This window comes from Polynucleobacter hirudinilacicola, from assembly GCF_002192535.1.
GTDB classification, from domain to species: Bacteria; Pseudomonadota; Gammaproteobacteria; order Burkholderiales; family Burkholderiaceae; genus Polynucleobacter; species Polynucleobacter hirudinilacicola.
In genome coordinates, this window is sequence record NZ_NAIA01000003.1 from 393,385 (window position 1) to 406,047 (window position 12,663).

12 protein-coding genes are annotated in these 12,663 nt (G+C 45.0%); 8 read left to right on the forward strand and 4 right to left on the reverse strand.

What is annotated here, in order from left to right; all coding sequences use genetic code 11:
* Positions 1–7: 7 nt before the first annotated feature.
* Together B6A14_RS06100 and hemC are read right to left on the reverse strand one after the other, a co-directional pair.
* Positions 8–208, reverse strand: a complete 201-nt coding sequence (locus tag B6A14_RS06100) for a hypothetical protein (protein WP_087909601.1) — start codon at positions 206–208, stop codon at positions 8–10.
* A gap of 247 nt (positions 209–455) precedes the next feature.
* The gene (gene hemC, locus B6A14_RS06105; protein ID WP_087909603.1) at positions 456–1,427 is read right to left on the reverse strand and encodes a hydroxymethylbilane synthase; all 972 of its coding nucleotides are present in this window, start codon (positions 1,425–1,427) and stop codon (positions 456–458) included.
* A gap of 129 nt (positions 1,428–1,556) precedes the next feature.
* Here hemC and bchI point away from each other — a divergent pair, with 129 nt between their 5' ends.
* Entirely contained in the window at positions 1,557–2,585 is a 1,029-nt protein-coding gene (bchI, locus tag B6A14_RS06110) for a magnesium chelatase ATPase subunit I (RefSeq protein WP_087909605.1), read from the forward strand.
* Positions 2,582–4,384, forward strand: coding sequence for a magnesium chelatase subunit D (locus B6A14_RS06115; protein ID WP_087909608.1), 1,803 nt, complete (start codon positions 2,582–2,584; stop codon positions 4,382–4,384). The genes bchI and B6A14_RS06115 overlap by 4 nt, the downstream gene beginning before the upstream one ends.
* Here B6A14_RS06115 and B6A14_RS10475 read toward each other — a convergent pair.
* Entirely contained in the window at positions 4,381–4,503 is a 123-nt protein-coding gene (locus B6A14_RS10475; protein WP_255533998.1) for a hypothetical protein, read from the reverse strand. The two genes, B6A14_RS06115 and B6A14_RS10475, sit on opposite strands and share 4 nt — an antisense overlap.
* Complete coding sequence (locus B6A14_RS06120) at positions 4,487–5,371, reverse strand: alpha/beta fold hydrolase (protein ID WP_087909611.1); 885 nt, start codon at positions 5,369–5,371, stop codon at positions 4,487–4,489. The genes B6A14_RS10475 and B6A14_RS06120 overlap by 17 nt, the downstream gene beginning before the upstream one ends.
* Positions 5,372–5,514: 143 nt before the next feature.
* Between B6A14_RS06120 and B6A14_RS06125 the strand changes: the two genes are divergently transcribed.
* The 6 genes from B6A14_RS06125 (at position 5,515) to bchZ (ending at position 12,629) form a co-directional block, all read left to right on the forward strand.
* Entirely contained in the window at positions 5,515–6,420 is a 906-nt protein-coding gene (locus B6A14_RS06125) for a polyprenyl synthetase family protein (protein ID WP_087909613.1), read from the forward strand.
* A 16-nt stretch (positions 6,421–6,436) separates the two neighbouring features.
* Positions 6,437–7,600 (forward strand): methyltransferase, encoded by a 1,164-nt coding sequence (locus B6A14_RS06130; RefSeq protein WP_161491115.1) that lies wholly within the window; start codon positions 6,437–6,439, stop codon positions 7,598–7,600.
* Between the two features lie 79 nt (positions 7,601–7,679).
* Entirely contained in the window at positions 7,680–8,630 is a 951-nt protein-coding gene (gene bchC / locus B6A14_RS06135; RefSeq protein ID WP_087909618.1) for a chlorophyll synthesis pathway protein BchC, read from the forward strand.
* Positions 8,627–9,634: a chlorophyllide a reductase iron protein subunit X gene (locus B6A14_RS06140; protein WP_087909621.1), complete on the forward strand. Its 1,008-nt coding sequence runs from the start codon at positions 8,627–8,629 to the stop codon at positions 9,632–9,634. The genes bchC and B6A14_RS06140 overlap by 4 nt, the downstream gene beginning before the upstream one ends.
* 14 nt (positions 9,635–9,648) lie before the next feature.
* The gene (gene bchY / locus B6A14_RS06145) at positions 9,649–11,172 is read left to right on the forward strand and encodes a chlorophyllide a reductase subunit Y (RefSeq protein ID WP_236635675.1); all 1,524 of its coding nucleotides are present in this window, start codon (positions 9,649–9,651) and stop codon (positions 11,170–11,172) included.
* Entirely contained in the window at positions 11,172–12,629 is a 1,458-nt protein-coding gene (gene bchZ / locus B6A14_RS06150) for a chlorophyllide a reductase subunit Z (protein WP_087909626.1), read from the forward strand. Before bchY ends, bchZ begins: the two co-directional genes overlap by 1 nt.
* The last annotated feature ends 34 nt before the right edge of the window (positions 12,630–12,663 follow it).

Below are 12,663 nucleotides of genomic sequence, written 5' to 3' on the forward strand. Positions count from 1 at the left end.
GAGGTGTTTATCGTGGGCCAGATATTTTGTGCACCACATACTCCATCATGAAATTACAAATGAGTGCGGTGACTATGCCGGTCAGAACGGCGAGACCCGTTCCACTGATTTCGTAACCAAACTTAAACCCATAGCCAAACCCAATAATACTGGCAAGCAAGTAGGGGATGAAGCGCCAAAAATGAAATTTATTTTTGGTATTACTCATACTATCAACTACTCATGAGATGAGTTTAATTTTCTGTAGCACTTGCATAAACTTGGAGTGATAGCAGAAAGAAAATACCCGCCTAGGCCAATAACAAAGAGGGTGTATTCCTGATCTCGTATCGCTAGGATGAGACCAAGCAACATGATGAACAGAAAAGCTAGGCTAATAATTGTTTTGGAGAACATGTCTACCTTTTAATGTTGGGGTGAGTCAAAGTTGATATATAGGTTTAATTTTAGCGATTTTATAGGGGCTTCGGAATCAAATCCGCCGCACCTTGCGCTAGTAAATCTTGAGCCACAGCTAAGCCTAGTGCTTCTGCATCGGCAAGTGATTGCACTACTCCTTTGCCATTAGCCAGGCAAATGGCCTTGCCATCGGTACTAGCGACAAAAGAGCGGATTTGCAGTTGGTTTTGATCCCAAGTAGCGTGCGCTGCTAGGGGCACTTCACAAGAGCCTCCTAATTGACGAGAGACCATGCGCTCAGCAGATACTGCCAAGAGCGTGGGCATATCATTTAAGGGGGCTAACCAGTCTTTGATATGCGGGTGGGCACTCAAGGTCTCAATACCCAAGGCTCCTTGCCCAGCAGCCGGGGTATAGGGATCGTACGGCAAGAAGGCTCGAATACGACTCTCGAGTCCTAAACGCTTTAAACCAGCCGCCGCCAAAATAATAGCTTGGTACTCACCACGATCTAGCTTACCCATGCGGGTATCTAAATTACCGCGTAGTGGCTCAATCACTAGGTGAGGAAAACGGGCTCGTAGTACCGACTCACGGCGAAGGCTTGATGTGCCCACAATGGCACCCTTTGGCAAATCTTCCAAACTAGCATAGTCATTGGAGACAAAGGCATCCCTGGCATCTTCTCTAGCCATCACGCAAGTGAGATCAAAACCGTCTGGCATGACCATCGGGACATCTTTGAGCGAGTGGACTGCCAAATCTGCTCTGCCGTCTTCTAGGGCCGTTTCGAGCTCTTTGACAAACAGACCCTTACCGCCCACTTTAGATAAGGCCTTATCCAAAATCTGATCCCCCCGGGTAGTCATCCCCAGAATCTGGACATCACAGCCCGGATAGAGCTTTTGTAGGCAAGCTTGCAAGTGCTGGGCCTGCCACATGGCTAGGCGAGATTCGCGGGAGGCAATCACGAGGCGCTTGGGGGCCACAGGGGTAGTGCCAGAGGAGGAATTTAGGGTTTGGGACATAGCATTTAAATAAATACCGCTAATTTTTTTCTTAATCTAGAGGATATTACTAATAGGTAAGTGCAACATTAACATTTAGTTAGACTAAACTAAATTTGATCTTCAATAATAATTTGTCTTGGAATAGCAATGCCCCTGAACTTTCCTTTTACAGCAATTGTTTCACAAGCAGAAATGAAGCTAGCGATTACGCTGTGCACAATCGATCCCTTGATCGGTGGTGTTCTGATTTTTGGCGATCGCGGAACTGGAAAGTCCACCACTATTCGTTCCCTGGCGGCGCTATTGCCCTCCATGAAATCAATTGCTGGATGCCAGTACCACTGCAACCCAGAATCAAAAAATCTTTGTACCGAGTGTGAGGCAAAAATAGCGCAGGGCATCAAGTTAAAGGTAGAGAACATTGCTGTGCCGGTCGTGGACTTACCGCTTGGCGCGACGGAAGATAGGGTAGTCGGCGCATTGGATATTGAAAAAGCTCTGACACAAGGCATTAAATCTTTTGAACCAGGACTACTTGCAAAAGCTAATCGTGGTTATTTGTACATCGATGAAGTTAACTTACTCGAAGATCACTTAGTTGATCTATTGATTGACGTAGCTGCTTCCGGTGAAAATATTATTGAGCGTGAGGGCTTAAGTATTCGTCATCCTGCGCGCTTTGTATTGATTGGCAGTGGTAATCCTGAAGAGGGTGAGTTGCGCCCACAGATGCTTGATCGCTTTGGTCTATCTACCGAAGTAAGGACACCTAGTGACTTTAAAGAGCGAGTAGAGATCATTAAAAGACGTGATGAATTTGAAAAAAATCCAGAACTCTTTATTGCTAAGTGGAGTAAAGCAGAAGAAGAGTTCAAGAAAAAAATTCTGAAGTCTCAAAAACTGTTAGATAAAGTCGAAGTAGACGATAGCTTGCTGGAGGTTGCTACCAAACTCTGTGCCCATTTAGGAACCGATGGCTTAAGAGGTGAGTTGACCCTATTAAGAGGAGTTAGAGCCTTAGCTGCGTTTGAGGGTAAGAAGAAGGCCAATCTCGATCACCTGAAAAAAATTGCTCCCCTTGCTCTTGGTCATCGATTACGACGTAATCCACTTGATGATAGTTCTTCAGGAGCGCGTATTGATCGTGCTATGCAAGAGTTCTTTGCAACAAAGTGAAACCAGATCAGACAGCTTGGTTTGATGCCAATTTAATTGCTATTTTGGTGGCAATTAATCCTAGGGGTCTCAAGGGAGTTACGGTCAAAAGTCAATTTGGCCCAGTAAGAGATGCATGGCTTGGGTATGCAAAGGATTTGTCTGCAGCGTGCGGCATGCAAATACTCAAAGCTCCCGCCAATATTTCAGCAGAGCAACTCATGGGTGCATTGGATATTGAGGCTAGCCTTCAGGCAGGCTCATTAATCATGAGTAAGGGTCTTTTAAAGAGAGTAGAGGGCAATCTCCTTTTGCTCCCCATGGTAGAGCGCATGGATTTACAGGCCATTGCGCTGATCTCCCAAGCTCTTGATGAAAAAAATACTGTTGATGGGGATACTCATTTTGGAGTGATTGCATTTGATGAGTCCGACAGTGCGGATGAGTTTATTAGTCCACGACTTTTAGATAGATTGGCCTTTGAGCTTTACTTAGATCAATTTGCCATGGCTGATATCAGCCAATCTCTTGAGGTTGACGCGCAGGATATTCATGAGGCAAGAAAGCTTTTACCTTCAGTTAAGTGTGATGATGAGTATGTCGAGGTAATGACAAAAGCAGGCCTTAGTCTTGGCGTGATCTCCTTAAGGGCCAATCTATTTGCGCTAGAGACGGCAAAAACCTTGGCTGCATTGAGAGGTTTGCAGGAGGTTGGTCAGAGTGAGGTGATTGATGCTGCACGTTTGGTATACACCCCCTCTAAGCGTATGCAAATTCCTCCCGAGATGGAGCAGAATGATCAAGCGGATCAAAATACCGATGATCATCAAGATGACCGCGATTCGGAACAGCAACCTGAAGATCCTCAAAATGAGCCAGAAACATCGGATCAGCAGAATCAGGAGCAGCCATCTAAAGAGGATCTAGAAGACATTATTGTAGAGGCCGTTAAGGCTTCAATTCCGCCTCAGTTTTTACGTCAAGTGAAACAAAGTACGCGGTCTGGTAAGTCTGCTTCAAACAGCTCAGGAAAGTCGGGAGCCGTTCAGAAAAGCTTCTTCAGTGGAAGGCCGCTCAGTTCTTCTAAGGGCAGGCCCAATGATGGCAGACGTCTCGATATTCTCAAAAGCATTAGAGCGGCGATACCTTGGCAGCGATTACGAGGCATGGCGCTTAGTGATAGTCAGCAGAAAACAGTCCGCAGCAAGATCGACTTTAGATCAGAAGACCTTCACATTAAGCAGTATTTAAGAAGGCGAGGGACCGTTACTATTTTCTTGGTTGACGCCTCTGGATCTTCTGCAACGCAGCGTTTGGCTGAAGCCAAAGGCGCTTTAGAAGAATTATTAGCTGAGTGCTATATCCGGCGCGATGAGGTTGCCATGGTTTCAATGCGAGGAGCTAAAGCAGAAATTGTTCTACCGCCTACACGATCACTCGCTAGAGCCAAAAGAAATTTAGCAACTCTTCCAGGTGGAGGGGGCACACCTCTGGCTGCAGGTTTTCGGGCTGCAAATGAGATGGCCATTTCGCTTGAGCGCAAAGGTTTAACGCCCATTATTGTCATCATGAGTGATGGTAAGGCCAATGTGAATCTCAATGGTGTTGGAGGAAGGGCGGGCGCTCACAGTGACGCTTTGATGGCGGCCAAAGAATTGCGTCTTAAAAACCATCGACTTTTGTTTGTCGATACCTCGCCTAAGCCAGAGGTGTTGGCTCAAGAATTATCTAGTGCTATGGCTGCACAATATTTTCCATTGCCATTTACGAGCTCTGGTAAAAAAATATCGCAGGCAGCGATTCAGCTGGCAAATTATTAATGTATTTTCTTTTGCGATAATTTCTTAAGAACTTTTTGACCTCTGAAATAAGCATTGGCAAAAAGTCCTAAGCCAGCAAGAACACCTAAACCCAACAAGATATTAACTACTGTGGACATGGCTTCCCCCTTGTTCGTGTAAAGCTTCTTTAATTAATTCAAGAGCAAGTTTTTCATTCCCTTCATGAAACATATGCCCTCCTTTAATTTCAATCATCTTTGCTTGATTGAAAAACTCCTGAATCACTTGACGTAAAGCTGGTGCTGGAATCCAGCCATCATCTTCGGTCAAGATGAAAGTCAGTTCAGACTTAATTTGACTGCATTGCTCAAGTAGGCCTGGTATATCCGTACCTGCCATGAAGCTCATAGATCCATTGAGATGATGAGCATTCTTAAATAAGGTTTTGTATCTCTCTCGCTTCTCAGCATCGAGCTTGGTATTGGTTGAGTCAATGAGGCTATCGATCATTTTGGTGTGAGGTAGGAGGTCACTCAGTACGGCAGTAAAGAATGAGGAAGTCACTATCGGATTTAAAAATGGCGCGACAAATTTATGATAAAAACTCGGCAAACTAATGAGCGATGGATTTAGGCCCACAATGGTTTTTGCTTGCTTGTTTTTGAGCGTGTAACTCAGAGCTAAGGTAGCTCCTGCTGAGTGACCGATGATGTGGTCGAAATACTCAATCTTGAGAGCCTCTCTGAGTTCTGAGAGCTTGTCAGCTAGAGCATCTAGGTTGAGATCTTTCTTGCCATGATTTTTGGTGAATCCATGACCCGGCAGATCGGGCGCAATTACGGTGTAATTTTTTGCCAGCTCGGTAAATAAATTTCCCCAGGTATGAGCGGAGGATCCAGTGCCATGAAGAAGAAGGACATGAACAGGTGAGTTGCCTGCAATTTGCACGTGCCAAGATAAATCTCCAGTCTGAATAGTGCGGCTGAAGGATCTATTGGGCCAATTTTCTGGAATTCCAGTAAGCATCTTCTTTAAAAACCATTCTTTATCAGGGTAAACCCTTGTATTTTGGTTTGACAGTGACAGAAATAGTGTCTATATTTTTTTACATAGTAAATTGTATTTTAAATTAGACAAAGAAACCTATTTCTTTTAAAGGGGTAAAAGCCATGTCACCCATCAAGCATTTAGAGAGAGCTCTTGAGCACGCCTTGAAATCTCATGAGTCAGACAAGGGTCCAGCGCTACTGAGTAAAGCAATTCGGCACGCAGTATTTCCGGGGGGTGCGCGCATTCGACCTCAGCTCACTTTAGCAGTAGCCCAAGCTTGTGGCAATGATGATCCACAGTTGTCGATGGCTAGTGCGATTGCGGTGGAGATGATTCATTGCGCCTCTCTGGTACATGATGACTTACCTTGTTTTGATGATGCAGATATGCGTCGCGGTCAAACTTCAGTCCATAAAGAATACGGCGAAAGACTGGCAGTGCTGTCCGGTGATGCACTCATTGTGATGGCGTATCAAACGATTGCCGCAGCCTCAAGACGATCTTCTCAGCGCTTAGCACCGATCATTCAAACTATTTCACAAGGTGTCGGTGCTCCATTTGGGATCATCGCTGGACAGGCTTGGGAATGTGAGAATCAAGCAGTTCTGAGTGACTATCAGAGAGCAAAAACTGGTGCGTTATTTTCTGCAGCAACGGCAGCGGGTGCTCAAGCAGCAGGGTCAGACGCTGAGACATGGAAAGGCTTAGGTGAGTGGCTTGGAGAAGCATACCAAGTTGCGGATGACATTCGCGATGTACTCGGTGATGCACAGTTTCTTGGAAAGCCTTCTGGACAAGATCAAGAACATCATCGCCCAAGCTCAGCTAAAGAGTTGGGCTTAAATGGCGCCGTCGAACATTTTGATCTTCTCGTTAGCAAGGCAATTGGCTCTATTCCTAATTGTCCAGGTGATGGCTATCTCAAGAAACTGGTTACTTTTGAAGCTGAAAGACTATTGCCTTCCTCTTGGTTTGAGCGCGGAGAAAGACAAGTCGCGATTGCCGTTCAAAGACAAGCAGCTTAAAAAACACTTTGTAAGAATGGCCCAAACTCAATCTCTGTCGATTCCAGATAGTCAACACGACTACAGTCTTTGGGAGAGGCTTTGTATTCTTCGAGATCGGTTGATTGCAGACACTCGATTTCAAAATCGTGTTGCAAAAATTCCTTTCTTAAAAAATATTGCCAAGAAAAGAGCGAATCAATTATTTGATGTCATGGCTGGATTTGTGTACACACAAATACTTCTCTCATGCGTACGTTTAAATCTCTTTAATCTTTTAAAAGATGGCCCATTAGATTTAGTGGATATTAAAAAGAGTTGTAGTCTTGATGCGATCCCTTTAAAAAAATTATTGGATGCCGCTGTCTCGATTCAATTGTTAGAGATACGTTCGCAGCAACGATATGGCTTGGGTACATTAGGCGCTCCGATGGTGGGTAACACTGCGCTATCTGCCATGATCGAACACCATACTGTTCTCTATGAAGATCTGCGTGATCCACTGCTGCTTCTATCTGGTGACGTTGAAATTAAGAAGATGGAGAAATTTTGGCCTTATGTTTCTCCTGATCAACAAGATCAAGAGGCATTGAAAGATAAAGAGCGTGTCAAGAATTATTCTGATTTGATGTCAGCTTCTTTGCCATTAGTGGCAGACCAAGTAGTAGATGCATATGATTTTTCTCAGCATCAATGCTTAATGGATGTTGGTGGTGGACAAGGAACGTTTTTAAAGCGGGTTTTCTCAAGCGCTCCAGAACTGCAAAGAAAACTATTTGACCTTCCAGGTGTTGCTAACCTGGCTAAAGATAATTTTTTAGTCGCTCCCGATCATCAGAGTATTGAGGTGCACTCAGGAGATTTTTTCAAAGACTCACTGCCAACTGGCGCAGATTTGATTACCTTAATACGCGTGATTTTTGACCACGATGATGAGCGAGTCAAAATTCTATTAAGGTCAATATTCCAGGCTTTGCCTGCGAGTGGCAAGCTATTGGTAGCAGAGCCGATGGCCGATACACCCGAGCACCCCGCCATGGGGCATGCCTATTTCGGCTTCTATTTACTAGCTATGGGTAGGGGCAGACCCAGAACTATTCAAGAAATTAGCAATTTAGCGGTACACGCTGGATTTAAGGGAGTAGAAGTATTGCGCTGCAGCATGCCAATTAATGCCCAAGTTTTACTAATTAGTAAATAAATCAGGGTAATTACTAATGACTAGAACTCTATTAGTGTATAAATTAGTTTACATAAAGAGAGTAAATTAAAATATACATATGCTGAGTCAACTACATTCAACCGCCGTTTTGCTTGAGTCCCCCCGGGAACTCAGGCTCAAACGTCTTTTGTTGGATGAACCAACAGATGCAGATGTAGTCGTGCAAATTGAATGGAGTGGCATCAGCACAGGAACTGAAAAGATGCTGTGGAATGGAACGATGCCCGATTTTCCAGGAATGGGTTACCCCTTAGTGCCTGGTTATGAATCGGTCGGAAGAGTGACTAGAGCCGGGAAAAATTCTAAGTTAGATCTTCATCAACGAGTGTTTGTGCCCGGCGCGAAATGTTTTGGAGATGTCAAAGGTTTATTTGGTGGAGCTGCATCTCATGTTGTAGTGCCAGGTGACAGAGTAGTCGCACTCCCAGAAGCCATTGGTGAAGAAGGTGTTTTATTAGCGCTAGCAGCAACAGCCTATCACGTCACTCAAGGTAAAAAAGCATTGCAGCCTGATCTCATAGTAGGTCATGGTGTATTGGGAAGACTCATTGCCAGAATCGCTGTGCTGTTAGGTCATAAGCCTGTGGTTTGGGAGATTGATACAGATCGTATGGGCGGTGCGGAAGGTTACACCGTTCTACATCCTTGCGATGATCAAGAAAATAAATACAAAAATATTTGTGATGCTAGCGGACAAGTAAGCGTCTTGAATAAATTAATTAGCCAATTGCAATTTGGTGGCGAGATTACGCTCGCAGGTTTTTACGATAAAGACATTCAGTTTAATTTCCCCAAGGCATTTATGAAGGAAGCTAAATTCCGGATTGCTGCACAGTGGGCCCCTCAAGATTTACTAGATGTAAAACAACTTATTGCACATGGAAAGTTAAGCCTCAGTGGCTTGATTACCCATCATCGCAAGCCGTCTTCAATTGATGAAGTCTATCGGACTGCATTTGAAGATCCTAGCTGTCTCAAAATGGTTGTTGATTGGAGAGAAGCATTATGAATGCGCCAAATGTCCCAAAAGAAATCACAATTCAATTTGCACAATTGAAAAAAGAGGCTGCAATTGAACCTGATAAGGTTCATACCGGCGAAATCAAAAAAGAGACTCAGATCATTGCCATTTATGGCAAGGGCGGAATTGGTAAGAGCTTTACGCTTGCCAACTTGTCCTACATGATGGCTCAACAGGGCAAGAAAGTGTTGCTCATTGGTTGCGACCCGAAAAGCGATACCACCTCATTACTCTTTGGTGGAAAAGCCTGCCCAACCATTATTGAGACCTCCTCTAAAAAGAAATTGGCTGGAGAAGAAGTCAAGATTGGGGATGTTTGCTTTAAACGAGATGGCGTGTATGCCATGGAGCTTGGTGGCCCAGAGGTGGGTAGGGGCTGTGGTGGTCGCGGAATCATCCACGGTTTTGAAACCTTAGAAAAACTAGGCTTCCATGATTGGGGTTTTGATTATGTCTTGCTTGACTTCTTGGGTGACGTAGTCTGCGGCGGCTTTGGATTGCCTATCGCTAGAGATATGTGTCAAAAAGTAATTGTTGTTGCTAGTAACGACCTGCAATCCTTGTATGTTGCTAACAACGTTTGCTCCGCAGTCGAATATTTCCGTAAATTAGGTGGCAATGTGGGCGTGGCAGGTATGGTCATCAATAGAGATGATGGTACTGGTGAGGCAACAGCCTTTGCAGAGCAGGTTGGGATTCCAGTCCTTTCTGTGATTCCTGCAAATGATGACATTCGCAGAAAGAGTGCGAGCTATGAAATTATTGGCAAGCCTGATTCTCAGTGGGGCCCTCTCTTTGAAGGTTTAGCAAGCAATGTTGCTGCGGCACCGCCTGTTAGACCTAAGCCGATGACTCCAGATGACTTGCTGGGTTTATTTGCGGCTAATCAAGTCGGTAGAGATGTAGTTCTTGAGCCTGCAACGATTTTTGACATGGTTGGCAAAAATGAAGTTATTAAGCCAACCCTCGAAGTGATTTACGACAAAGCTTAAAGAGCGAACTCATCGTGCAATCCAATAAAGTCATCCCGATACAAGACCAGACAAATAATACGTCTGGGATTTCCTGCCACTCGGGGGCGGAGGATTTATTAGCGGCTGCTAAATCAGCCAATAAGAGTGAAATCTTAGGTCAGTACGCCAAAGACTATCCAAAGGGCCCGCATGATCAGCCGCAAAGCATGTGTCCAGCATTTGGATCATTGCGCGTTGGCTTGAGAATGCGTCGGACAGCGACAATCTTGTCGGGATCCGCTTGTTGCGTATACGGCTTGACCTTTACTTCTCATTTTTATGGTGCGCGCCGAAGTGTTGGCTATGTGCCATTTAACTCCGAGTCATTGGTTACCGGAAAACTTTTCGAAGATATTCGAGATGCGGTATACAAGGAAGCGAATCCAGAGCTTTATGATGCGATTGTCATCATCAATCTATGTGTTCCGACTGCTAGTGGTGTGCCACTGCAGCTGCTGCCAAAAGAAATTAATGGCGTACGCATTATCGGTATTGACGTTCCAGGCTTCGGTGTGCCAACCCATGCAGAAGCAAAAGATGTTTTAGCAAGCGCCATGTTGCGTTATGCCCGCACAGAAATTGAAAGCGGCCCAGTTTCTGCGCCACGCAATGGAGTTTCCGATAAGCCTACTATCACCTTGTTGGGTGAGATGTTCCCAGTTGACCCAATTAGTATCGGCATGATGTTAGAACCAATGGATTTGGCGGTTGGTCCTGTAGTACCAACTCGAGAATGGCGTGAACTCTACCAAGCCATGGATTCCAAAGTAGTGGCTGCAATACATCCTTTTTATACCGCTAGCATTCGTGAGTTTGAAAGTGCTGGTCGCGCAATCGTAGGATCAGCACCAATTGGATATGAAGGTACAGCGCAGTGGCTCGAGAATATCGGAGCTGCCTCTGGTGTTAGTACAGCAAAAATTGGGAATGCAAAAGACAAGTTTTTACCGATGATCCAAACGGCACTCAAGGCCAAGCCGATCAAAGGTAGGATCACCCTTAGTGGCTACGAAGGTTCAGAGTTATTGGTAGCCCGTTTATTAGTTGAGAGTGGGGCAGATGTTCGTTATGTTGGTAGTGCATGTCCAAAAACAGCTTGGAGCAGTAGCGACCTAGATTGGCTAGAGCAGCATGGTGTGCATGTACAGTATCGCGCATCTCTCGAGCAAGATCTTGCTGCTATGAAAGAGTTTGAGCCAGATCTGGTGATCGGTACAACCCCGGTTGTACAAAAAGCCAAAGAATTAGCAATTCCTTCTCTGTATTTCACGAACTTGATTTCTGCAAGACCATTAATGGGAGCAGCTGGTGCTGGCTCATTAGCTCAAGTCATTAATGCTGCCCTAGCAAATCAAAATCGCTTTGATGCGATGAACTCCTTCTTTGAAGGTGTTGGTAAAGATCATGCAACGGGTGTTTGGGAGTCTGTGCCCGTCGATCGTCCTGAATTTAAAGCGGATGTAAGACGTCGCATGGAAAAAGCGAAGGCCAAGCAAAAAGCTGAGGAGATGGGCTAATGCTAGTTCTTGATCACGATCGCGCTGGCGGCTATTGGGGTGCAGTATATGTTTTCACTGCTGTGAAGGGTTTGCAGGTGGTGATTGACGGTCCTGTTGGCTGCGAAAACTTACCTGTGACATCCGTATTGCATTACACCGATGCTTTACCTCCGCATGAGCTGCCTATCGTAGTAACGGGTTTAGCTGAGGAGCAGTTGGGTAGAGAGGGCACAGAAGAATCAATGAAGCGTGCCCATAAAGTATTGGATCCGGATTTACCTGCGGTAGTAGTCACAGGATCGATTGCTGAAATGATTGGCGGCGGTGTGACTCCAGAGGGCACAGGGATTAAGCGCTTCTTACCCAGAACAATTGATGAAGACCAGTGGCAATGCGCAAATCGTGCCATGAATTGGTTATGGACAGAGTACGGTCTTAAAAAAATCCCAGAACGTAAAAGAGTTGCTGGCGAAAAGCCGAGAGTCAATATTATTGGTCCTTGCTATGGCAGCTTTAACTTATATAGTGATTTAGCCGAAATACGACGCCTCATTGAGGGTATCGGTGCAGAAGTCAATATGGTATTCCCGCTTGGATCGCATCTTGCCGATGTTCCCAAGCTAGCTGATGCCGATGTCAACGTTTGTATGTATCGTGAATATGGACGTTTACTTTGTGAAACTTTAGAGCGCCCTTATCTACAGGCTCCAATTGGCATGCAATCTACAACGGCTTTCCTAAGAAAGTTGGGCGAGCTCTGTGAACTCGATGTAGAAGAGTTTATTGAAAAAGAAAAACACACCACACTCAAGCCTATTTGGGATTTATGGCGCTCTGTTACTCAGGACTTTTTTGGCACCGCCAGTTTTGCCATTGTTGCTAATGAAACCTATACCCGAGGAATTCGAAATTTCCTCGAAGAGGAAATGGGACTTCCTTGTAATTTTGCAGTTCCTAGGATGCCAGGTAATAAAACAAATAACGTTGAGATTCGTGAACTAGTGCAGAAGAAAACACCGCTAGTGATGTTTGGAAGTTATAACGAGCGCATGTATGGCAGTGAAATCGGCGCACGTTTTTCCTACATTCCTGCTTCATTCCCTGGAGCAATTATTCGTCGGCATACCGGTACCCCTTTTATGGGCTATGCAGGTTCGGTCTATTTGATCCAAGAAGTTTGTAACTCTCTGTTTGATGCCTTATTCAATATTCTCCCGCTAGGTTCAGAGATGGATAAGGTTGATAAAACACCTGCCAAAGTACAGAGCTCAATTAAGACGATGCCTTGGGAGCAAGAAGCGCAAACGCTACTCAATAAGTTAATTAGCAATCAACCTGTGCTAACTCAAATCTCTGCAGCCAAAAGAATGCGAGATGAGGCAGAGCTTGAGGCACGTAAACAGAATATCGAAAGAGTCACAGTAGATTGTGTGCAGAAGTCATCGTTCTCCATTACAGCGGGAGAGGTTGTATGAGCTCAGCACAAAGAAATTACCCTGACCAAGGGTT

Excerpts from the sequence above, each read along its gene's own strand:
- B6A14_RS06100 (WP_087909601.1), bottom strand. The coding sequence starts at position 208 with ATGAGTAATACCAAAAATAAATTTCATTTTTGGCGCTTCATCCCCTAC.
- hemC (WP_087909603.1), bottom strand. The coding sequence starts at position 1,427 with ATGTCCCAAACCCTAAATTCCTCCTCTGGCACTACCCCTGTGGCCCCC.
- bchI (WP_087909605.1), top strand. The coding sequence starts at position 1,557 with ATGCCCCTGAACTTTCCTTTTACAGCAATTGTTTCACAAGCAGAAATG.
- B6A14_RS10475 (WP_255533998.1), bottom strand. The coding sequence starts at position 4,503 with ATGTCCACAGTAGTTAATATCTTGTTGGGTTTAGGTGTTCTTGCTGGC.
- B6A14_RS06120 (WP_087909611.1), bottom strand. The coding sequence starts at position 5,371 with ATGCTTACTGGAATTCCAGAAAATTGGCCCAATAGATCCTTCAGCCGC.
- B6A14_RS06125 (WP_087909613.1), top strand. The coding sequence starts at position 5,515 with ATGTCACCCATCAAGCATTTAGAGAGAGCTCTTGAGCACGCCTTGAAA.
- B6A14_RS06130 (WP_161491115.1), top strand. The coding sequence starts at position 6,437 with ATGGCCCAAACTCAATCTCTGTCGATTCCAGATAGTCAACACGACTAC.
- bchC (WP_087909618.1), top strand. The coding sequence starts at position 7,680 with ATGCTGAGTCAACTACATTCAACCGCCGTTTTGCTTGAGTCCCCCCGG.
- B6A14_RS06140 (WP_087909621.1), top strand. The coding sequence starts at position 8,627 with ATGAATGCGCCAAATGTCCCAAAAGAAATCACAATTCAATTTGCACAA.
- bchZ (WP_087909626.1), top strand. The coding sequence starts at position 11,172 with ATGCTAGTTCTTGATCACGATCGCGCTGGCGGCTATTGGGGTGCAGTA.